Source organism: Mycobacterium sp. IDUB_17 (genome assembly GCF_055419465.1).
Map to the genome: position 1 here is coordinate 213,072 of NZ_JBVAXS010000003.1, position 21,571 is coordinate 234,642.

Annotated in this window: 22 protein-coding genes; 11 read left to right on the forward strand and 11 right to left on the reverse strand. The window is 65.0% G+C overall.

Annotated elements, in window-relative coordinates; genetic code table 11:
- Window positions 1-37: 37 nt before the first annotated feature.
- From gyrB to dnaA, 6 genes are all read right to left on the reverse strand, one after another.
- A complete protein-coding gene (gene gyrB / locus ACZYZ7_RS14010; protein WP_450070963.1) occupies window positions 38-2,050 on the reverse strand; it encodes a DNA topoisomerase (ATP-hydrolyzing) subunit B in 2,013 nt (670 codons plus the stop codon).
- Window positions 2,051-2,261: 211 nt separating this feature from the next.
- Entirely contained in the window at window positions 2,262-2,849 is a 588-nt protein-coding gene (locus tag ACZYZ7_RS14015) for a DUF721 family protein (protein WP_450070964.1), read from the reverse strand.
- Window positions 2,846-4,000 (reverse strand): DNA replication/repair protein RecF, encoded by a 1,155-nt coding sequence (recF, locus tag ACZYZ7_RS14020; protein ID WP_135459685.1) that lies wholly within the window; start codon window positions 3,998-4,000, stop codon window positions 2,846-2,848. Before recF ends, ACZYZ7_RS14015 begins: the two co-directional genes overlap by 4 nt.
- 11 nt (window positions 4,001-4,011) lie before the next feature.
- Window positions 4,012-4,905: a phosphogluconate dehydrogenase (NAD(+)-dependent, decarboxylating) gene (gene gnd, locus ACZYZ7_RS14025; protein ID WP_135459684.1), complete on the reverse strand. Its 894-nt coding sequence runs from the start codon at window positions 4,903-4,905 to the stop codon at window positions 4,012-4,014.
- A 25-nt stretch (window positions 4,906-4,930) separates the two neighbouring features.
- Window positions 4,931-6,124, reverse strand: coding sequence for a DNA polymerase III subunit beta (gene dnaN / locus ACZYZ7_RS14030; RefSeq protein WP_135459683.1), 1,194 nt, complete (start codon window positions 6,122-6,124; stop codon window positions 4,931-4,933).
- A 612-nt stretch (window positions 6,125-6,736) separates the two neighbouring features.
- Window positions 6,737-8,269 carry a chromosomal replication initiator protein DnaA gene (gene dnaA, locus ACZYZ7_RS14035; protein ID WP_450070966.1) on the reverse strand — a complete coding sequence of 511 codons (1,533 nt, stop codon included), beginning with the start codon at window positions 8,267-8,269 and terminating at the stop codon, window positions 6,737-6,739.
- Window positions 8,270-8,784: 515 nt separating this feature from the next.
- Here dnaA and rpmH point away from each other — a divergent pair.
- The 11 genes from rpmH to ACZYZ7_RS14090 all read left to right on the forward strand — a co-directional run bounded on the left by rpmH (window position 8,785) and on the right by ACZYZ7_RS14090 (window position 17,414).
- Window positions 8,785-8,928, forward strand: coding sequence for a 50S ribosomal protein L34 (gene rpmH, locus ACZYZ7_RS14040; RefSeq protein ID WP_003883350.1), 144 nt, complete (start codon window positions 8,785-8,787; stop codon window positions 8,926-8,928).
- A gap of 21 nt (window positions 8,929-8,949) precedes the next feature.
- Entirely contained in the window at window positions 8,950-9,306 is a 357-nt protein-coding gene (gene rnpA, locus ACZYZ7_RS14045; RefSeq protein WP_135459681.1) for a ribonuclease P protein component, read from the forward strand.
- A complete protein-coding gene (yidD, locus tag ACZYZ7_RS14050; RefSeq protein WP_450070967.1) occupies window positions 9,303-9,659 on the forward strand; it encodes a membrane protein insertion efficiency factor YidD in 357 nt (118 codons plus the stop codon). The genes rnpA and yidD overlap by 4 nt, the downstream gene beginning before the upstream one ends.
- Window positions 9,660-9,702: 43 nt before the next feature.
- A complete protein-coding gene (gene yidC, locus ACZYZ7_RS14055) occupies window positions 9,703-10,731 on the forward strand; it encodes a membrane protein insertase YidC (RefSeq protein ID WP_463741412.1) in 1,029 nt (342 codons plus the stop codon).
- Between the two features lie 39 nt (window positions 10,732-10,770).
- Window positions 10,771-11,313 (forward strand): Jag family protein, encoded by a 543-nt coding sequence (locus ACZYZ7_RS14060; protein ID WP_055119208.1) that lies wholly within the window; start codon window positions 10,771-10,773, stop codon window positions 11,311-11,313.
- 58 nt (window positions 11,314-11,371) lie between these two features.
- Window positions 11,372-12,088 (forward strand): 16S rRNA (guanine(527)-N(7))-methyltransferase RsmG, encoded by a 717-nt coding sequence (gene rsmG, locus ACZYZ7_RS14065; RefSeq protein ID WP_450070968.1) that lies wholly within the window; start codon window positions 11,372-11,374, stop codon window positions 12,086-12,088.
- A 122-nt stretch (window positions 12,089-12,210) separates the two neighbouring features.
- The gene (locus tag ACZYZ7_RS14070; RefSeq protein WP_463741171.1) at window positions 12,211-13,077 is read left to right on the forward strand and encodes a ParA family protein; all 867 of its coding nucleotides are present in this window, start codon (window positions 12,211-12,213) and stop codon (window positions 13,075-13,077) included.
- A gap of 60 nt (window positions 13,078-13,137) precedes the next feature.
- Window positions 13,138-14,175, forward strand: coding sequence for a ParB/RepB/Spo0J family partition protein (locus ACZYZ7_RS14075; protein ID WP_463741172.1), 1,038 nt, complete (start codon window positions 13,138-13,140; stop codon window positions 14,173-14,175).
- Between the two features lie 222 nt (window positions 14,176-14,397).
- Window positions 14,398-15,279 (forward strand): acetyltransferase, encoded by an 882-nt coding sequence (locus ACZYZ7_RS14080; RefSeq protein ID WP_463741173.1) that lies wholly within the window; start codon window positions 14,398-14,400, stop codon window positions 15,277-15,279.
- A gap of 140 nt (window positions 15,280-15,419) precedes the next feature.
- On the forward strand, window positions 15,420-16,004 hold the full coding sequence (locus ACZYZ7_RS14085) for a TetR/AcrR family transcriptional regulator (protein WP_135459675.1): 585 nt from the start codon (window positions 15,420-15,422) through the stop codon (window positions 16,002-16,004).
- 30 nt (window positions 16,005-16,034) lie between these two features.
- Window positions 16,035-17,414, forward strand: coding sequence for a glycoside hydrolase family 1 protein (locus tag ACZYZ7_RS14090; protein WP_463741174.1), 1,380 nt, complete (start codon window positions 16,035-16,037; stop codon window positions 17,412-17,414).
- 130 nt (window positions 17,415-17,544) lie between these two features.
- On the opposite strand, the gene ACZYZ7_RS14095 is transcribed toward ACZYZ7_RS14090, so the two are convergent.
- The 5 genes from ACZYZ7_RS14095 to sigM form a co-directional block, all read right to left on the reverse strand.
- Window positions 17,545-18,735 carry an N-acetylmuramoyl-L-alanine amidase gene (locus tag ACZYZ7_RS14095; protein WP_463741175.1) on the reverse strand — a complete coding sequence of 397 codons (1,191 nt, stop codon included), beginning with the start codon at window positions 18,733-18,735 and terminating at the stop codon, window positions 17,545-17,547.
- Between the two features lie 120 nt (window positions 18,736-18,855).
- Entirely contained in the window at window positions 18,856-19,188 is a 333-nt protein-coding gene (trxA, locus tag ACZYZ7_RS14100; protein ID WP_077739698.1) for a thioredoxin, read from the reverse strand.
- A 34-nt stretch (window positions 19,189-19,222) separates the two neighbouring features.
- Complete coding sequence (gene trxB / locus ACZYZ7_RS14105) at window positions 19,223-20,158, reverse strand: thioredoxin-disulfide reductase (protein ID WP_450070972.1); 936 nt, start codon at window positions 20,156-20,158, stop codon at window positions 19,223-19,225.
- 80 nt (window positions 20,159-20,238) lie between these two features.
- Window positions 20,239-20,991, reverse strand: coding sequence for an anti-sigma factor (locus ACZYZ7_RS14110; protein WP_167858055.1), 753 nt, complete (start codon window positions 20,989-20,991; stop codon window positions 20,239-20,241).
- On the reverse strand, window positions 20,942-21,553 hold the full coding sequence (sigM, locus tag ACZYZ7_RS14115; RefSeq protein ID WP_463741413.1) for an RNA polymerase sigma factor SigM: 612 nt from the start codon (window positions 21,551-21,553) through the stop codon (window positions 20,942-20,944). Before sigM ends, ACZYZ7_RS14110 begins: the two co-directional genes overlap by 50 nt.
- Window positions 21,554-21,571 lie beyond the last annotated feature (18 nt).

A 21,571-nucleotide genomic window follows, 5' to 3' on the forward strand; every position in this document is an offset into this window, starting at 1 on the left:
GTGAATTACGGTGGCGCGCAGGGCATGAGTGGTCCGCCTAAACGTCCAGGAACCGGACGTCTTTGGCGTTACGCGTGATGAAGCTGCGCCGCGCCTCGACGTCCTCACCCATCAGGATGGAGAACAACTCGTCGGCCGAAGCGGCGTCGTCAAGCGTCACCTGACGCAATACCCGCACCGACGGATCCATGGTGGTCTCCCACAGTTCCTTGGCGTCCATCTCGCCGAGACCCTTGTAGCGCTGGATGCCGTCGTCGATGTTGATCCGCTTGCCCGACGCCTTGCCCGCCTCGAGCAGACCGTCCCGCTCGCGGTCGGAGTAGGCGAACTCCGGTTCCTGGCGCTGCCACTTGAGTTTGTACAGCGGCGGCTGCGCCAGGAAGATGTGGCCGTGCTCGACCAGCGGTTTCATGAAGCGGAACAGCAGGGTCAGCAGCAGGGTCGAGATGTGCTGGCCGTCGACGTCGGCGTCCGCCATCAACACGATCTTGTGGTAGCGCAGCTTGCTGATGTCGAACTCGTCGTGAATGCCGGTGCCCAGGGCGGTGATGATGGCCTGGACTTCGGTGTTCTTCAAAACCCGGTCGATACGGGCCTTTTCGACGTTGATGATCTTGCCGCGCAGCGGCAGGATGGCCTGGAACATCGAATCCCGGCCACTCTTGGCCGAGCCGCCGGCTGAATCGCCCTCCACCACATACAGTTCGGACTTCGTCGGATCCGTCGAGCGGCAGTCGGCCAGCTTGCCCGGCAGGCCGCCGATATCGGTGGCGCTCTTACGCCGAACCAGTTCGCGGGCCTTACGCGCGGCGATACGGGCCTGTGCTGACGAAACTGCCTTGTTCACAACAGTTTTCGCCTCGGCCGGATTCGCCTCGAACCAGTGGGTGAGCTGCTCGTTGCAGATCTTCTGAACGAACGACTTCACCTCGGTGTTTCCGAGCTTGGTCTTGGTCTGACCCTCGAACTGCGGTTGGGCCACCTTCACGGAGATGACCGCTGCCAACCCCTCACGAATATCGTCGCCGGTGAGGTTCGGATCCTTGTCCTTGAGCAGCTTCTTGTCTTTGGCGTACTTGTTCACCACGGTGGTCAGCGCAGCGCGGAAACCTTCCTCGTGGGTACCGCCCTCGTGGGTGTTGATCGTGTTGGCGAACGTGTGCACCGACTCGGAGTAGCCGGCATTCCACTGCATCGCGATCTCGACCTCGTGGCCGGTGCCCTTGCCGTCGAAATCGATCACGCTGGGCTGGATCGCGGTCTTGGTTCGGTTGATGTGCTTGACGAAGTCGACCAGACCGCCCGGGTAATGGAAAGTGCGGTGCTTCACCTTATGGGGTGCGGCGGCCTCGGCGGCCGTCTCTTCCGCGGTTTTCGGCGCGGCCGCGGTGTCGGCGACCACCTCGTCGACGATCTCGTCCTTGGTCACCCGCTCATCGGTGAGCTCGATGGTCAGGCCCTTGTTCAGGAACGCCATCTCCTGCAGCCGCCGGGCGATGGTCTCGAAGTCGTACACCGTGGTCTCGAAGACGTTCGGATCCGCCCAGAACCGAATCGTGGTGCCGGTCTCCTTGGTCTTCTCACCCTTTCGCAGGGTTCCCGGGACCGAGTTGTCGTAGGTCTGGAACCACTCATATCCATCGGTACGGACATCGGCCTCCAGCCGCGTGGACAGCGCGTTGACCACCGAGACACCGACGCCGTGCAGGCCGCCGGACACCTGGTAGGCGCCCTCCTCGAACTTGCCGCCGGCATGCAGAACGGTCATCACCACGTCGATCGTCGGGATACCGGTGGCGTGCATGGCGACCGGAATGCCTCGCCCGTCGTCGGTGACCTGGACTCCGCCGTCCTCGAGGATGCGCACGTCGACCTTCGTCGCGAAGCCGGCCATCGCCTCGTCTACCGCGTTGTCGACGACCTCCCACACGAGGTGGTGCAGGCCACGTTCACCGGTGGAGCCGATATACATGCCGGGACGTTTGCGAACGGCTTCGAGGCCTTCCAGCACTTTGATCGAGTCGGCACCGTACTGATTCTGGGCAGCCACGTCGGACGCGTCTCCTTGGGGTTCGCGGGAGGTGGTTGCGTCACCGCCCTGCAGATCTCGCCACAGTCTACCGGTCGACACGTACAGGGCCGACTCTGTAGCGGCGTTTCCACCTATCTAACTGCGCCGTGCGCGGAATTTCTCGGGCATCGGTGCCTTCGGACGCTTGAGAAGATCCATTTAGCGCGTCTCGGCGGTTCTGAGCGCGGTCCTAGCCGTAGGTGTCTCGAGGGCCGCGGCCTGGGACGTGATACCGACCTTTCCGCCACGACGGGCCGACGGGGCCCACGATCTTCAATGAGGTCACCACACCGTCGCCGACCGCGGCGGCGATCTTGGCCAACACCTGGGACTGCACCATCCGCAGCTGGGTGGCCCACGCGGTGGACTCCGCCGAGACGGTCAGCACGCCCTCGTTCAGGCCGGTCGGGTTGGCATGGTCGGCGATCTGGTCGCCGACCACTGTCCGCCACCGACCGAACACCGAACCCTCGGCAACCCTCGAGGACCAGCCCCGCACCTTGGCAAGATCCTGGGTCGCGGACCCGAACAGCTGCGGATCGCGGACATCGGGCCCCGGACCCGACCAGCTGCGGCGCCGGCCGGCATTGCCCGCCACCCGCCGTACCGGGGCACGGCGGCCTCGGCCGACATCCTTGCCCTGGCTGCGTGCCGCGCCTCGAGCCTCTTCCAGGGTTCGCCGCACCAGATCCATGCCGCGCATCCGGGTCAGATCTTCCGGGGAGACCGCGGGGGTGGGGGCAGCCGGATCAGGGGATTCTGCGGGATCGTTCGTCATGACTGCACCACCGATATCCGTCCCTGGTCGCCTTCTGTCATCCTGATCTCAACCCGGTTGACCGCCCAGTCCTGCGGGATGTCCTCACCGACCGCCGCGGTCACCAGTACCTGCTCGGCTTCTCCGGCCACCGCCGCCAAAGCCTGCCTCCTCGAGGTATCCAGCTCCGCGAAGACGTCGTCGAGCAACAGCACCGGATCGACGCCGTCCGACCGCAGCAATTCGTAGGCACCCAGCCGCAGGGCCAGCGCCATCGACCACGATTCACCATGGCTGGCAAAGCCTTTCGCGGGTTGGTCGCCCAGCCACAGCTCGAGATCGTCACGATGCGGACCGACCAGACAGACCCCGCGATCCAACTCCGCGTCGCGGCGTCGCGCCAACGCGTCCAGCAGCGCGGCCTCGTAGAACTCCACGGATTCCGGACCCGGAGCGTTCTCGATCGCCTCCACACTGCTGCGGTACCGGATGGCCGCGGGCCTGCTGGACGGCGCCAACAATTGATAAGCCTTCTGAACCTCGGGATGCAGCTGCTCGACCAGCGCGATGCGCGCGGCAGTCAACGCCGCGCCATGGGCAGCGAGGTGTCCGTCCCACACATCGAGGGTGTCCAGCGCGCTACGATCCCCTCGATAACGTGCTCCCGCAGCGGTTTTCAGCAATGCCGTGCGCTGCCGCACGACCTTGTCGTAGTCGGCGCGAATACCCGCGATCGCCGGGCGCCGGGTGGTCGCGAGCTCGTCGAGGTAGCGCCGCCGCTCACCGGGGTCCCCCCGCACCAGTGCGAGGTCCTCAGGACTGAACAGCACCGCCCGCAGAACCCCGAGAATTTCGCGGGGCGAGCGGACCGGTGAGCGGTTCAGCCGGGCCTTGTTGGCCCGGCCGCTGGTGATCTCGAGATCGACGGCCAGCTCCCGCCCCTCGTTGACCACGATGCTCGAGACGATCGCGCGGGGCGCACCGGCCCGGATCAACGGGGCGTCAGAGGCCACCCGATGGGAACCTAAGGTGGCGCAATACCACAGTGCCTCAACAAGATTCGTCTTACCGAAGCCGTTCGACCCGACGAAGACCGTGCGGCCGGGCTCGAGCTCGAGCTCGACATGAGCCCAGGACCGGTAGTCGGTCAGTCCCAGGTGACGGACATACATCGGAATTGCGCCTACCCGGACTCACTGATCCGGTGCACCGCATGGCCACCGAACTGGTTACGCAGGGCCGAGACGGCTTTCATGGTGGGGGAGTCCTCTTGTCTCGAGGCGAACCGGGCGAACAACGACGCCGCGATCACCGGCATCGGGACCCGGTGGCTGATCGCCTCCTCCACGGTCCAGCGACCTTCCCCGGAATCCTCGGTATAACCGCTGATCGCCGAGAAACCGGGGTCCTCCTTGAGTGCCTTGGCCAGCAGCTGCTGCAACCACGACCGCACCACGGTGCCGTTCGTCCAGGCCTGGATCACCGCCTGGGGATCGGTGATCAATTGCTCGGCCGCCAGCAGTTCATATCCCTCGGCGTAGGCGTGCATCAGGCCGTATTCGACGCCGTTGTGCACCATCTTGGCGTAATGACCCGCGCCCACCGGGCCGGCGTGGACGAATCCGTCGGCCACATCACCTTCGGGGCGCAACGTGTCGAAGATCGGCATGGCTCGAGCCACATCGGCGTCACTACCACCGACCATCAGCCCGTAACCCTCGTGCAGACCCCAGACGCCACCCGAAACACCCGCGTCGATGAATTTGATTCCCTTGTCGCCCAACAACTTTGCATGTGGACCATCTTCGGTGTACCTCGAGTTACCACCGTCGATCACCAGATCACCGGGACCCAGTACATCGGCAAGCGCGACGATGGTCTCGTGCGTGACCGTGCCCGACGGCACCATCACCCAGACAACCCGCGGCGTCTCGAGCGCACCGGCCAGGTCCGCGAGGCTGGCCACGTCGCTCACTTCCGGGCGAGGGTCGTATCCCACGACCTCGTGACCGCCGGTGCGCAGGCGCTCGCGCATGTTGAAGCCCATCTTGCCCAGGCCGACTAACCCCAGTTGCATGTGCGCCCTCTCTCGCCCGCGCCGGTCAGCCGGGAAGGCGTACCGGCATCAGCAGGTAGACGTAATCGGTCTTGGCAGCCGGGAACGGACCCGAACCGCCACCTGTACCAGCATCCTCGCTCGTGGGCCGCAACACTGCGGGCCGGCTCGGCGTGGTGAAACCGAAAGTCACCCGGTCCGAATGCAACGAGCTCAACCCATCGGTCAGATAGGTCGGGTTGAACGCGATGGTCAGCGGATCACCGGCGAAGTCGACGGGCAGATCTTCCTCGGCCCGGCCGACGTCATCGGCGCCGGCCGACAGCCGCAGCACGTCGTCGCCGAATTCCATACGGATCTGGGCACCCCGGTCTGCCACGAGCGCCACACGCTTGATCGCCTCGGTGAGCTCGGCCACGCCGATCGTGGCCACCGCGGTGTGCTCGGTCGGCAGCAGCTGACGGAACTTCGGGAACTCCGCATCGAGCAGACGGGTGGTGCTGCGCTTGCCGTTGCTGCGAATTCCGAGCAGGCCGTCCTTGCCCACTGACGCGCCGGAACCCAAGGACAGGTGCACCTGGTTACCGTCGGTACCCGCCTTGGCAGCCTCGGCCAGGGTCTTCGCCGGAACGAGCACGGCGGTTTCGATGTCGCTGGCACTGGTTTCCCAGGTCAGCTCGCGCACGGCGAGCCGGAAGCGGTCGGTCGCCGCCAAAACCACTGATTCACCGGAGATCTCGACCCGGATACCGGTCAGCATGGGCAGAGTGTCATCACGACCGGCGGCGACGGCGACCTGGCCGATCGCCTCGGCGAACAGATCCGATGACACCACGCCGGTCTCGTCCGGCAGGGTCGGCAGTGCGGGGTAGTCCTCGACCGCCAGGGTCGGCAGCGAGAACCGGGCACTGCCGCAGGTCAATGCCACCCGGGTGCCCTCCACGCTGAGCTCGACCGGCTTGGCAGGCAAGGCCTTGGTGATGTCGGACAACAACCGTCCTGACACCAAAACGCTTCCGGGAGAAGCGATTTCAGCGCTGACACGGACTTCGGCGGAGACTTCGTAGTCGAAGCCGGAGATGGTCAGGCCCTCATCGGTGCCGGTCAGCAGGACGCCGGCCAACACCGGGATGGTGGGCCGGGTCGGCAGATTGCGGGCCACCCAGGCCACCGCGTCCGCGAAGTCCTCACGCACCACGCGGAACTTCAAGTCGGTCAGCCCAGCCGTCGTCGTCGCCACGTGCTTTGCGCCCCTTCGATGATCCCCATTACGAGCTCTACCTGCGTCTTCCGAAAACCACACCACGCAGCATGAGCGCTGAATGACAAAGCTGGAAACCGCTGTCGATGAACCACCGTAGAGCTTTCCGCATGAACTTGAAAGCTAATCGATCGGGGTGACATCCGTGCTTCGTGAGCTCGAGCGGACGCACGGTCCGTCCGGTGTCCCCAACCCCCTTCTTCTAGAAAGAACTCTTAGAAGATATTTGAGTAACAGTATTAGGGGCTGTGAAAACTGGGGATGAAGGGGTGTTTGCCCAGCACCGTAGGTGTGTCGGAATGTGAGTCGGCTGTGGAGACCGGTGGATGGACCGGCGCTCGAGTGTGGACAAATGACATCGTGTGGATGATTTTGTCATTCATCCCGTGGTTTGCCCGCAGGTTGTGCACAGCGGTATCCACAGCGGTCACCTGTGACTTGTGATGCGTAATGGGGCGGAAGTTGTTACAAGATTTTTCGCCAGACGGGCCTGAAGAGACCACGATGTGAGACGCCGGAAGCTGTAAGACGGCACGAGTGAGCCGCGCTCGAGGTTGTCTCGAGGCGTCAGGGAGAGATGCGGCGCGGGATTCAGCGCTTGGCGCGCTGGCGAATCCGGGTGGTGAGTTCCTTCACGTGGTCGAAAACCTCACGTCGTTCGGCCATCTCGCCACGGATCTTCTTTTCCGCGTACATGACCGTGGTGTGGTCGCGACCGAACGCCTGGCCGATCTTGGGCAGGGACAGATCGGTGAGCTCACGGCACAGATACATGGCGATCTGCCGGGATTGCGCCAGCGCCCGGGTCTTGCCGGGGCCGCGCAGCTCCTCCACGGTGGTCTCGAAGTACTCGGCGGTGGCCGCCATGATCGCAGCGGTACTGATCTGCATGGTCGTGGCGTCGGCGATGAGATCGCGCAGCACGACTTCGGCCAGCGACTTGTCGATCCGGGTCTTGTTGAGCGACGCGAAGGCCGTGACGCGGATCAGCGCACCCTCGAGCTCGCGGATGTTGCGCTCGATGCTGCTGGCGATGAGCTCCAGCACGTCATCAGGCACGTCCAGACGGTCCATCTGAGCCTTCTTACGAAGGATCGCGATGCGCGTCTCGAGCTCAGGCGGCTGGACGTCGGTGATCAGACCCCACTCGAAACGCGTACGCAGTCGATCCTCGAGGGTGGCGAGCTGTTTGGGCGGCCGGTCCGAGGAGATGACGATCTGCTTGTTGGCGTTGTGCAGGGTGTTGAAGGTATGGAAGAACTCTTCCTGGATACCTTCCTTGCCCTCGATGAACTGGATGTCGTCGACCAACAGGATGTCGATGTCGCGGTAACTCCGCTTGAACGAGGCCTTACGGTCGTCGCGCAGCGAGTTGATGAAGTCGTTGGTGAATTCTTCTGTGGAGACGTACTTCACGCGCATGCCGGGAAAGAGACGTTGCGCATAGTTTCCGGCCGCGTGCAGCAGATGCGTCTTGCCGAGGCCGGACTCGCCCCAGATGAACAACGGGTTGTACGCGCGGGCGGGTGCCTCCGCGATGGCGAGGGTCGCGGCGTGGGCGAATCGGTTCGACGCACCGATGACGAAGGTGTCGAAGGTGTAGCGCCGATTCAGATTGACCGCGTTGTCGTCGCTGACGGTGGAGTCACGCTGCGGGCTGCTGAAGTAGGTCGGCCAGGTCTCTTCGGCGCTGACCTTTGCGGCGCGGTCGTCGTCGATCTCGTCGTTGTCGGAAGCCTGGTCCGTTGACGTGGCCGCGGGTCCGGCGTCCCGGGAATCCGCCGGCGATTCGGCGGGGGAGTCCTCGGGTTCCTTGGACGGGGTGGCGATGCGCACACCGAGCTCGACACGCTGGCCCAGTTTGCGACTGAGCGCGTTGATGATGGGCTCGCGCAGATGGCGCTCGATCTCGTTCTGGACGAACGTGGTGGGGACCGAGAGCAGAGCAAATCCCTCGGCGATCACGAGTGGTTCCACCAGCTTGAGCCAGGCCCTTTGCTGAGGTGTCAGCTGAGGTGAGGCTGTATCACCCGCGGAACCGGACTCTGTGCCGCGGTCGCCGTTGAGTTCGGCTACGACGCTGTTCCAGACGGCGACGAATGGTGGGTCGGGGTCCGCTGTCAACGACCGTTTCCCCCTTTGAGGTGCTTCGAGGTCGACCCGGTGACGACCAAAAAGAACGATGACGAACTGTCCACATATTTATCCACAGCTTGTGGAGAAAGGACAGTCGTCGTCGCTCTGTTGTCTGTTGTGAGAGCGTCGTGGCCGGGTTCGTCACATGCTGTGAGGCTTGCGGCGGAGCGACGTCCTCATCTTATTGTCCGGGGCCGGTCCAGGCTCGGAACGGCATTGCCAGAAGCTAACAGTTTTCTCTCGATGTGCCAACAGTTCTGCAACATCGAACGCCGACGATGTGGGCGGTTCGGCGCAGGTTTGACCGAGGGAATTCTCATCAGTACCCTCGAGCAGTCGCCCGCACGTGGCGGTACGGCTGCGCCCGGGATTGTTCCGGAGAACGCGCCGGTTAGAAAAGCACGACGGACGAGCTTAAACCGAGCTTGCACGGTGACCGTGTTCTTGGCGACATTTCGGTGTCGGCGAGGCGCGGGTACCAAACGGAACAAGGAGAGATTGCCGTGGCCAAGGGCAAGCGGACCTACCAGCCCAACAACCGCCGCCGTGCGCGCGTGCATGGGTTCCGGCTGCGGATGCGCACTCGCGCCGGCCGCGCCATCGTCGCCAACCGCCGTAGCAAGGGCCGTCGCGCACTTACTGCGTGATACGACGCAGGATCTAGCGCGGTGCTCCCGGCTCGATACCGGATGAGGCGGTCCGCGGAGTTCAGTGCCACCGTCAGTCGTGGCGTGCGTGCGGTTCAACCTGACGTTGTCGTACACGCGCTCCACGAGGGGACGGACGCTACCGGCCCGCGGGTCGGTCTGATCGTGTCCAAAGCCGTCGGCAACGCCGTGGAACGTCATCTGGTGTCGCGGCGGCTGCGTCATGCCGCCCGCACCGTGATTCCCAAACTGGACGCCACGGACCTCGTGGTGATCCGGGCTCGCGCAGGCAGCAGTGAAGCGCCGTCACCGCGTCTGGAGCAGCAGTTGCACCGCGCTCTCGAGCGCCTTGAAGCGCGGCGCGGGACGTCACCATGATCCGCAGAGCGGGTGCCGGTGCTGCCCGCGGCGCGATCTTCCTGATTCAGCTCTACCGTCACACCATCTCTCCGCTTCGGCTGCCGTCGTGTCGATTCATGCCGACCTGCAGCCAGTACGCGGTCGATGCCCTCACCGAATACGGCTTGGTCCGCGGCGGGTGGCTGACGTTGATCCGACTGCTGAAATGCGGACCGTGGCACCCGGGTGGATGGGACCCCATCCCGGACCGGTGCCCTCACGATCACGAGTCCATCAGCTCTGATGAGACCGTCTCTGGCGAGATAGCCGTCGCCGAAAACCTTGTCTGGGATACCCCAGCGAAGCGATGGGAGAGCAAGTCGCGTGTTTAATTGGTTCAGCCTGGACATCATCTATTACCCGGTGTCGGCGATCATGTGGGTTTGGTACAAGGCGTTCGCCTTCCTGCTCGGCCCCGAGAACTTCTTCGCCTGGGCGCTGTCGGTGATGTTCCTGGTGTTCACGTTGCGCGCGATCCTCTACAAGCCTTTCGTCAAGCAGATCCGCACCACGCGGCAGATGCAGGAACTGCAGCCTCAGATCAAGGCGCTGCAGAAGAAGTACGGCAAGGACCGGCAGCGCATGGCGCTGGAGATGCAGAAGCTTCAGCGGGAGCACGGGTTCAACCCGATCCTCGGCTGTCTGCCGATGCTGGCGCAGGTGCCGGTGTTCCTCGGCCTGTACCACGTGTTGATGTCCTTCAACCGGACGCAGACCGGCATCGGCCGGTTGGGGTTGTCGGTGGATGAGAACCGGAGCTTGGCCAACTACGTCTTCAGCGCCACCGACGTCGGCCACTTCCTCGACGCGAACCTGTTCGGGGCACCGCTCGGCGCGACGATGGTTCAGCAGCACGGGCTCGAGGCGTTCACGGAATTCAACCGGCTCGCTGTGGTTGCGGTCGGCGTCCCGATCATGATCCTGGCCGGCATCGCCACGCACTTCAACAGCCGGGCCTCGGTGGCTCGCCAGAGCGTGGAGGCCGCCGCCAACCCACAGACCGCGATGATGAACAAGCTCGCGCTCTACGTGTTCCCGCTCGGTGTGGTTGTCGGTGGGCCGTTCCTGCCGCTGGCCGTGATCATCTACTGGTTGTCGAACAACATCTGGACTTACGGACAGCAGCACTACGTGTTCGGGATGATCGAGAAGGAAGAAGAAGCCAAGAAGGTCGAGGCGATGGAACGCCGCTCGGCGAATGCGCCGGCCCCTGGTGCGAAGCCCAACCGGGCCCGGAAGGCCGAATCTGCGAGCCAGACGGAGAGCGGTGACGCGGCGGGTACCCAGACGGACGCCGCTGAGGCGCAGACGGAGGACCAGAGTGACACGGCTGGTGGATCGGGAGGGCCGAGCGTGAACCGCACGCCCAAGACCGGTGCACGCCCCAAGAAGCGGAAACGGTGACCAGTTCTCACACTGGCTACAAGTAGGGAGAAGACGGATATGACGGACGCACAGACGACCGAGCCCGGCGCCGAGCTGGAGGAGGACACCCAGTCCGCGCCGAAGAGCGAGGACGACCTGGAGGAGCGACTGGTCGCCGAAGGCGAGATCGCCGGCGACTACCTCGAGGAGCTGCTCGACCTGCTGGACTTCGACGGCGATATCGATCTCGATGTCGAAGGGGACCGGGCCGTGGTGAGCATCGACGGCGGTGGCGATCTGAGCAAGCTGGTCGGCCGCAAGGGCGAGGTGCTCGACGCCCTCCAGGAGCTGACGCGGCTGGCCGTGCACCAGAAGACCGGCGAGCGTAGTCGGCTGATGCTCGACATCGCGCGGTGGCGTCGTCGTCGTCGTGACGAGCTCGCGGCATTGGGTGACAAGGTGGCCCGCCGCGTGCTGGAGTCGGGGGAGCGTGAGGAGCTGGCTCCGATGACGCCGTTCGAGCGCAAGATCGTGCACGACGCAGTGGCCGCGGTCGACGGTGTCCGCAGCGAGAGCGAGGGCGTGGAGCCGTCGCGACGCGTCGTCGTTCTGCTTGGCTGAGCTTTAGTTACAAAGGTGTAGTTCATTTGCGGCGACGGTGCCGTAGGGAGTGCGGAGGATGTTTCACGTGAAACATGGACCGGTCCCCGCGGCACCGGACGCCGCGGCGGAGGTCTTCGGAGATCGTCTGGAGACCGCCGAGCGGTACGCGGCAATTCTGGCCGGTGCCGGTGTCGAGTGGGGTCTGATTGGTCCGCGGGAAGTGGACCGGCTCTGGGATCGACACATTCTCAACAGCTCGGCTCTCGGAGAGCTTCTGGCTCCCGATGAACGCATCGCCGACATCGGCAGCGGCGCCGGCCTCCCGGGTATCCCGTTGGCCCTGGCGCGCCCCGATGTTCATGTCACGTTGATCGAGCCGCTGCTGCGCCGCAGCGAGTTCTTGCGTGAAGTGGTTGACGAGTTGGGCCTCGACGCGGCGGTGGTCCGCGGTCGGGCAGAGGACTCCGAGGTCCGCAAATTCGTAGGCGAGTTGGATGTGGTGACATCGCGTGCGGTCGCCTCGCTGGATAAGTTGACGCGCTGGAGCATGCCGCTGCTGCGCGTCGACGGAAGAATGCTCGCCCTCAAAGGCGAGCGCGCTGAGGCTGAGATTGAAGAGCACCGGCGTGTGATGGCTTCCCTGGGTGCAGTCGATGCCAGGGTGGTGAAATGTGGCGTGAACTATTTGAACCCACCCGTAACCGTGGTCGCCGTGCGGCGCGGAGCGGTGAGACCGGGCAGCCGGTCAACGGGCAGAGCCTCCGGGTCGCGGGGGAGATCGGGCAGGAGATGAGGATGGGTTCTGATAGGCAGGCAGCCGCTGGCGGGGGTGCTCGGCCCGCCGTTTCACGTGAAACGGTTTCACGTGAAACATGGAAAAACGGTGGCACTACCCCGTGGTCCACGGACGCCAGCATGGACACCCCGATTGCGGCCGAGGCGGAGCAGGCGACTCGCGTGCTCCACACCTCGCACGGGCAGCTTCCCCGGCCGGCGCGTCAACGCGTGTTCACGATCGCGAATCAGAAGGGCGGCGTCGGCAAGACGACCACCGCGGTGAACGTCGCCGCCGCGCTCGCGCTGCAGGGATTGCGGACGTTGGTGATCGATCTCGATCCGCAGGGCAATGCCAGCACAGCTCTCGGCATCGAGCACCGGCCCGGGACCCCGTCCTCCTACGAGGTCCTCATCGGGGATATCCCGGTGGAGGAGGCGCTCCAGCAGAGCCCGCACAGCGACCGGCTGTTCTGCATTCCCGCGACGATCGATCTGGCCGGTGCTGAGATCGAGTTGGTCAGCATGGTGGCTCGTGAGGGGCGGCTGCGCTCGGCGCTCGCGGCCCTGGCGAACCACAACTTCGACTACGTGTTCATCGACTGCCCGCCGTCCCTCGGATTGCTGACCATCAACGCTCTGGTGGCCGCCCCCGAGGTGCTGATCCCGATCCAGTGCGAGTACTACGCGCTGGAAGGTGTGGGGCAGCTGCTGCGCAACATCGAGATGGTGAAGGCGCATCTGAACCCGGAGCTGTCGGTGTCCACCGTGATACTGACGATGTACGACGGGCGGACCAAGTTGGCGGATCAGGTGGCCGAGGATGTGCGGGAGCACTTCGGTGACAAGGTGTTGCGGACGGTCATCCCGCGGAGCGTGAAGGTTTCGGAAGCGCCCGGATACGGGATGACGATCCTCGATTACGATCCGGGTTCCCGTGGCGCGTTGAGCTACCTCGATGCGAGCCGCGAGATCGCAGAGCGCGGGGCGCCGCCCCGAGCTCGCTAGGCGCCAGTAACCACCAGCAGCAGACAGACAGCGGACGGCAGCGATGAGCAGGAGACGACCATGAATCAGCCGGCACGGAAGCGGAGTGGCCTTGGCAGGGGACTGGCAGCCCTCATTCCGACCGGTCCCGCTGAGGACGGTACCGACGCCCTGAGCCCCAGGATCGGTGCGACCGCGGCGGACGTTCTGCTCGGTCCATCGTCCAACTCTGGTGATGGCGGGGCGGCGGCCCCGACATCCCCCGCGCACGATGGGGCGGACCCTGTCCTGACCGCCGGTGAAGTCGGCGCGACGTATCGCGAGATCGATCCCAGCCTGATCCAGCCGAATCCGCGTCAGCCCCGCCAGGTGTTCGACGAGGAGGCGCTCAGCGAGCTGGTGCACTCCATCCGCGAGTTCGGATTGATGCAGCCGATCGTTGTCCGCGCTGTCGAGGAGAACGGTCAATCCCACTACCAGTTGGTGATGGGCGAGCGCCGCTGGCGGGCCGCACAGCAGGCCGGCCTGGACACGATCCCCGCGATCGTCCGCGAGACCGGCGACGACAACATGCTGCGCGACGCGCTGCTGGAGAACATCCACCGGGTACAGCTCAACCCACTGGAAGAGGCCGCCGCCTACCAACAGCTGCTCGACGAATTCGAAGTCACCCACGATGAACTCGCCGCCCGGATCGGGCGCTCGCGGCCGCTGATCTCCAACATGATCCGGTTGTTGAGGCTGCCGATCGCCGTGCAGCGTCGCGTGGCGGCCGGCGTGCTGTCCGCGGGCCATGCACGGGCGCTGCTCGCCCTGGAGGGGGGAGCGGAGAAGCAAGAGGAGCTGGCCGCCCGGATCATCGCCGAGGGTATGTCGGTGCGGGCGACTGAGGAGGCCGTGACACTGGCCAACCGAGACGGCAACACCGCGCCGCCGGCACCTCGGCGCAAGCCGATTCAGATGCCGGGTCTCCAGGACGTTGCTGAACGGCTCTCGTCAGCCTTCGATACTCGGGTCACCGTGAGTCTCGGCAAACGAAAAGGCAAGATTGTGGTCGAGTTCGGGTCGGTTGACGATTTGCAGCGCATTGTCGAAATTATGAGCGCCGAAGAGCACTGAGAACCCACGACCAACGACACCAGGTTGTTCCGTCACTGTGACACATCAGTGATCAGCGCCCGGAGTCGCGAGCACCACATAGCGCAAAGCATCTGTGCGGCATAGCATTTCACTTTGGAGGCGGAGCGCGATGAGAATTTCGGGGCGCAGTGGTCCGACTCCGGCGGACTCTCCTATCCTTGAGGGGCAGCCACGCACAAAGTGTGAAAGCCAGGGACCTCAGTGACAGCACGAATCACGCCGCTTCGGCTCGAGGGCTTCGAGCAGCTGCCCAAGCATGCACGGCGCTGTGTGTTCTGGGAAGTCGATCCGTCCACAGTGGGCGACGACCACCTCACTGACCCTGAATTCGAAAAAGAAGCCTGGCTCTCGATGGTGATGCTCGAGTGGGGATCATGCGGCCAGCTGGCCGTCACGGCACGCGCGGACGTATCGGACCAGGATTCAGGTGCTGGGCCAGATGCCGGCTCCGATGCCACGCTCGATCTGGTGGTGCCCGTCGACGCAGCTGACTTGGTGGTGCCGGCGGGGGAGGACTGGACGGCTCCGGCGATCTTGGACGATCCCTGTCTGGGCTTCGCGTTCTACGCGCCTCCCGGCGCGGTACCGCGGGCCCGACTATTTCCTACTGCCCCGGTGAGCGCCGACGCGATTCTGTTGACGGCGATCGGTGTGGAGTGCGCCGAAGACCGCGAGCTGTTGTCGCAGAGTCTGCTTGCCGCGGTGGTCAATGATCTGGTGCGGCGCGGTGTTCGGGCATTGGAGGCGTTCGGCTACACCTCGGCCGTGACTGAAACAGCCGACGGCGGCAAGCTGCCCGTCGAGTTGTCTCCGGTGGTGGCAGTGCTGGGGGACTGCTCGGTCGACGAGTGCATGCTGTCATCCGATTTTCTCGAAGACGTCGGGTTCACGGTCGTGGCACCGCACCCGTACTTCCCGCGGCTGCGCCTGGAACTCGACAAGGGACTCGGCTGGAAGGCTGAAGTCGAGGCCGCGCTCGAGCGCCTGTTGGAGAACGCTCGGATAGAGTTGCCGATCGGTGCGGGGATGTCCGGAGCCGGCGTCGGCGCGAAAAGCGTTGTCCGACAGACCAGCCTGACGTAACCGCCATCGGCAGACCGTGCCGGCAGGCTGAGCAATCTCGTCGGCCGGCTGCGGCCGCGACGGTGAGCTTGTCGGCTTGTTGGGCAGGACTGCTGGACCGAAGGTTGGAAGTGACGACGGTGGAGCCCTAGCCTGTGGTCATGCCAGCTGTGGGGCGGTATGCCAAGGGTGAGGTCAAACGTGCGGAGATCAAGGCGGCCGCACTGGCGCTACTGGAGCGTGATGGCGAGGCCGGCGCATCGATGCGGCTGATCGCCAAGGAGGCCGGAATCAGCCTGGCGGGCGTGATGCACTACTTCCCGACGCGCGATCTCCTGCTCACCGAGATACAGCGTGACGGCGACGCGAAATTCGAAGAGTGGTACCGGAATTCGGATGTCGATATCGACCCCGGTGAGGCGCTCGCGCAGGCCATGGTGGACAAGGCGAGCAAGCCCGGATCGGGAACGGTCTACCTTTCGTTGGCGGCCGCCGCGGCGATCGACCCGTCGCATCCGGCCGCGCAGTATCTGCGGGAACGGTACGTGCGGATACGCGATGTCGTCGCTGATTACGTGAGGCGGCGACAGGCCGCGGGTACCCTGCCCGAGTATGTTGACGCCGAATTCGTTGCCGCGGCACTGATCTCCGCGGCTGATGGCATCCAGATCCAATGGATGTCCGATCCGTCGATCGACATGGGCGGCCATGTCCGCGCCGTGTGGGAGAGGCTCCTCTCCCGATAAAACAGTGCAGTGTATGGTTTCCGTATAGTCATGAAGTGGAACAGGATCGTGTTGGCGTCCGCCGTACTCGCCGCATTGAGTACGTCCGCCTGTGACGCGCAGCCAGAGGCCACGCAGCCGGTGGCCTGGGACCGCGATTTCTACTGGGGCACTGCCACCGCCGGATACCAGGTGGAAGGAGATGCGCCCGACAGTAACTGGCGCCGGTACGTCGACCGGACAGCCAACAAACCAGTGACGCCCGCCTCCGATCCCCTGGGCGCCGGCGCGGTCGACCCGTACCAACAGGCAGTCGACTTCCGACACCGTTACCACGAGGACATCGCCAACGCGCATGCCATGGGTGTCAACACTTTTCGCCTCGGCATCGAATGGGCGCGGGTGATGCCCGAACCGGGCAAGTGGGACGAGAAAGAGCTGGCGTACTACGACGACGTGGTCGCGACGCTGCACAAGAACGGCATGACCCCGATGATCACGCTGATGCACTGGGTATATCCAGGGTGGATCGCCGACCGGGGTGGATTCATGAACAACGTGGGGGCGTTCGAGGATTTCGCCACGGCGGTCACCAAACGCTATGCGGGACAAGGTGTGCTGTGGGTGAGCATCAACGAACCGCTGGCCTTCGGGGCGATGGAGCTACGCACCGGCGCGATCAAACCAGATCAGTTCAACACATTCCTCGACCGAGTGGCCGACGCCCACCGCGCTGTGTACCGCGCGGCGCACGACGCCGATCCGGACGCCAAGGTCACTTCCAACGAGGCGTATATCTCGCCGGAAGTGTTGGCGCAGTTCGCCGGTCTCGGAGTCAAGGGCCTCGAGGGCTCCTTCTTCGACCGGATCAAGGACAGCCTCGACTACCTCGGGTTCGACTACTACACCGGAACAGCCCACGACAACCCGGCCTCGGCGCAGAGCCTGATGGCGCGATGGAACACCAAACTGCAGGCCGAGGACATCTACTATGTGGCGCGCCACTACGCCCAGCAGTATCCGGGCCTGCCGATCTACGTCGTCGAGAACGGGATGGTCACCGACAACGGTAATCCGCGATCCGACAGGGTGACCCGGTCGCAGTATCTCGAGGACACGGTGTTCTGGCTGCAGCGAGCCAAAGCCGACGGTGTCCCGATCATCGGCTACAACTACTGGTCGTTGGTCGACAACTACGAATGGGGAAGCTACCGGCCACGTTTCGGCCTATATACGGTCGACGCCCTGGGTGACCCGACACTCAAGCGCGTTCCCACCGACGCTGTGGCGACCTATACGCAGATCACGCGCGACGGTGGCACCGCTCCGGGATACCAGCCCGTTCTCCCCGCGGCGAAGTGCTCGACGACCGTTGGCGAGGACAGCTGCGAGCCACTGGATCCGAACGGGCCAGTCGCCGAGCTGAAGTGAGTTCGAGCGCTCAATCTGATCACGTGATCCACCAGATGTGAGGTGTCACATGACGAAACAACCATCGGGTGGCCGGGTGCTCGGTTGCAGAGGCTGAACCGGCGCTCACCCACTCAGGCTGAACCGGCGCTCACGCGCCGCGGCTCGCCTGTTCGACCGAAAGCTCATGCGCCAATAACTCGGCAAAGGTGAATGTTCCTGTCGGCCGGTCGTTCTTGCCCAACAGATACAGTCTCTTGACCGCCGCCAGGATGCCCTCGGCGATCGCATCACGGGTATGGGTGGACAGCAGCAGACCACGATCGTGCGGGTTGGTGATGTAGCCGATGTCGACCTGAACGGTGGGCATCCGGGTCAGCCGCAGCAGATCCCAGGTGCGGCCGTGGGACCGGCAGTCACGTAAACCGGTGCGCGCCACAACTTCTCGCTGAATGAAGTCGGCAAGATTGCGGCCGATGGTGGACACCGAACCGTGCGAATTGCCGAAGTGAAATGAGGCCACCCCATTGGCTGAGGGGGAGCGCTGGCTCTCACACCGCAGGCTGATCATCAGATCGGCGCCGACCGTGTTGGCGGTGGCGGCACGTTCGGTGTCCAGCGGGCTGCGGTTGGCCGGCCGGGAGATGAACGTCTCCATGCCGATCGCGGTCATCCGGCCTTCCAGCCGACTTGCCAAGTCCCACAAGATGTCCGCTTCGCTGATCGGACCGTCGGGCCCGTTCATGATCATGCCGTGGTCTGCTCCGCCGCGGCCCGGATCGATGATGACGTGCTTACCGGACAGCTGCGGCCCGGAGCGGCGTACCAGCTCCTCTTCCCGGATCGCATGTGGCGACCCGCCGGTCACCCGCGAACCCAGGAAATACAACGAGCGCAACGTTTCCGGTCCACAGATACCGTCGGGGTACAGCCCGTACTCACGCTGGTACGAGGACAACGCGTTGTGGGTCTGCAGGCCGAAATGCCCATCGACCATGCCGGTATAGAAACCGAGGTCCTGTAGGCGGGCTTGCAGGGTGGCCACGTCGTCGCCGTACATGGGCGCACCGAACTGGTGGGTCAGGGTGCGGGCACCGAGCCGGTAGGAGGCCTCGCGCAGCGCGCGATAGGTGGCCTCCCCGACGATTCCGTCCACCAACAGGCCACGGTGCTGCTGAAATGCCCGGACGGCGCGGTCGAGCCCGTCATCGAACGCGTCGAGCGCAACATGCCTACCGGTGCTCAGGTCGGCGTCAGGACCGTCCATCAGACCCAGCGCGGCCAGCGCCGCCCGGATCTCGGTGACTGCTCCGCCACGGTCACCGCGACGCAGACTCGACATTCGGCCCCTCCATGCTGGTTTCCGGCCGTCTGCCGGGCTAGCTAGCCAGCATTATCTCAGATTTCGGCCACATACCGGAAAACGCCAGGCGTATCCGGGGTGTGTGTGGTGTCAGTGAACTCAGAGTGCGTCGGCAAGCTCGCGCAGGAGCGCGGCCTTGCCTTTGGCCCCCACGATGCGCTTGACCGGCTGGCCGTCCTTGAAAAGGATCAGCGTCGGGATCGACACCACCTGGAAGTCGCGGGCGGTGGCCGGATTGGCGTCGACGTCGATCTTGGCGACCCGCAACTCGCCGGCCTTCTCCCCGGCGATCTCCTCGAGCACCGGGGCCACCATCTTGCACGGCCCGCACCAGGTGGCCCAGAAATCCACCAGCACCGGTGTGCTGCTGGTCAGGACATCGGTCGAGAACGAATCGTCGGTGACCGTTACGGTTGCGCTGTCAGCACTCATGGAGATCTCCTGTCGGGTCGAAATCTGTTGGTGGTCAGTCGTTATCGGCGAGCCAGCGCTCGGTGTCGATCGCCGCCGAACAGCCGCTGCCCGCAGCGGTGATGGCCTGGCGGTAGGTGTGGTCGACAAGGTCGCCCGCGGCGAACACGCCGTCGAGCGTGGTGGCGGTGGTACGGCCGAGGACCTCCACGTAGCCCTCGTCGTCGAGATCGATCTGGCCGCGCACCAGTTCCGAGCGGGGATCGTGACCGATCGCCACGAACACGCCGGTGACCTCGAGCTTGGATTCCTCGCCGGTGACGGTGTCACGCAGCCGCACGCCGGTGACCTTCGGATCGCCCTCGATCTGGGTGATCTCGGTGTTGGTCAGGAAGGTGATCTTCTCGTTGGCGCGGGCCCGCTCCAGCATGATCTTGGAGGCGCGGAACTCCTCGCGGCGGTGGATCAGGGTCACCGAGCGGGCGAATCGGGTGAGGAATGTCGCTTCCTCCATCGCCGAGTCACCGCCGCCGACCACGATGATGTCCTCATCACGGAAGAAGAAGCCGTCGCAGGTGGCGCAGGTGCTCACGCCCATGCCGGTCAGCGCTTCCTCGCCGGGCACACCCAGGTGGCGCGCAGCGGCGCCCATGGCCAGGATCACCGACCGGGCCTGGTGGGTTTCATCGCCGACGGTGACGGACTTCACCGGGCCGGTGAGGTCGACCGCGTCGACGTCCTCCATGCGCAGATCCGCACCGAAGCGCAGGGCCTGCTCCCGCATCTCGTCCATCAGCTCGGGGCCGGTGATGCCTTCGCGGAATCCCGGGTAGTTCTCGACCTCGGTGGTGGTCATCAACGCGCCGCCGAATTGCGTGCCCTCGAACACCAGCGGCTTGAGCTGGGCGCGGGCAGCGTAGATGGCTGCGGTGTATCCGGCGGGGCCGGAACCGATGATGATGACGTCGTGAACCGTCGCTGAGGTGGACATGTAAGCCTTTCTGCCGTACTCGGCACGGGTTGCAACGTCAGCCTAGGCCCGATGTGTTCCCAGGTGAGTTGTAGGACAGACTACGGATGTTTCACCGGGCGTTTGATCACGGTCTGGGCCAGTGACCCGGCGTGACCGGTATCGCAGTCCGCGGCGAGCACCACGGCGACGACGGCGTCGGGTGGGTCGGGCGTTTTCGGGGGTACCACGACCAGCACACCGTGTTGACCGGCCACCTCGAGCGGCTTGGCGCCCAGAATCCGGACACCGGAGGGGTACCCCAGTGCGGTGAGGCAGGCGGTGCGGCGCTTCGCGTCGGTCAGGGGCCCCAGGTCAGGTGGTTCCGACAGCAGGCCCAGGATCTGGGATTCGGACAGCCCGACCTCGCCGCGTGGCGGTGAGACCGTGATCTGGCCGAGGCTGACCCTCGTCGAGGGTGCCTGACCTGCCGGGCGCACCAGTACGACGCCGCCGAGCACGGCGGCCGCTATGGCCGCCCCGGCGCCGGCCACAGCTGCGATCGACTTCCAGCGTTTCGTGGACGGTTTCGCTGGGGCCGGTTCGGCCCGCAGCGCCTCGGACAACCGGGCACTGACCTCGGCGGGCACCGGGGGAGCGGATTGTGAATCCGCACCCAGCTCCCGGAGATCGCGGCGCACCCGATCGAGGGCGGCCAGGGTGCTCCTGGCCTCGGGGCCGGCCAGCGGGTCGGTGCGCACACGCCGGCGGATGTCCGCGGCGGTGGCGTCGTCGAGCAGGCCGGCCTGCAGATCAGCCAGGAGCTCAGCAGGAATCGGGCCGTCCGACGGCACTCGGGGCGTGCTGCCGTTCATCGGCTTCAAAATACTGGAGCAGGCGGGCCAGCTTGTGTCTGGCGCGGGCGCAGCGGCTCTTCACGGTGCCCTCGGCCACCCCGAGCAACTGCGCCGTCTCGGCCACCGAATAACCCTGCATGTCGACCGCCACCACCGCGGCACGCTGCTCGACCGGCAGCTGCATGAGCGCCCGCTCCACCACGATGGCGGTGGCCACCCGCGGTGCCGGGTCACCGGCCGGGTCGTGCAGGTGAAGCAGATGACCGAACTCGTACTGGGACACCGTCGGCTGGGTACGCGACCGGCGCACCCGGTCCAGGCAGGCGTTGACCACGATCCGATACAGCCAGCTGCTGACCGCCGAGTCATGGCGGAACGACGCGGCCGTCCGATGCGCCGAAAGCAGGGCGTCCTGCACGGCGTCGTCGGCGTCTTCGTGGTGGCGGCTGGTCAGAAATGCCAAGCGGCGCAACTGCCGGTGGTGTCGGTGGACCAGCTCCTCGAACGCGTATCGGTCCCCGGCGACGTGGGCGGCCAGCAGTTCGGCATCAGAACGCGTGACGGTGTCATGCCCCCGCAGCTCCTCCGTGGCCGGCGT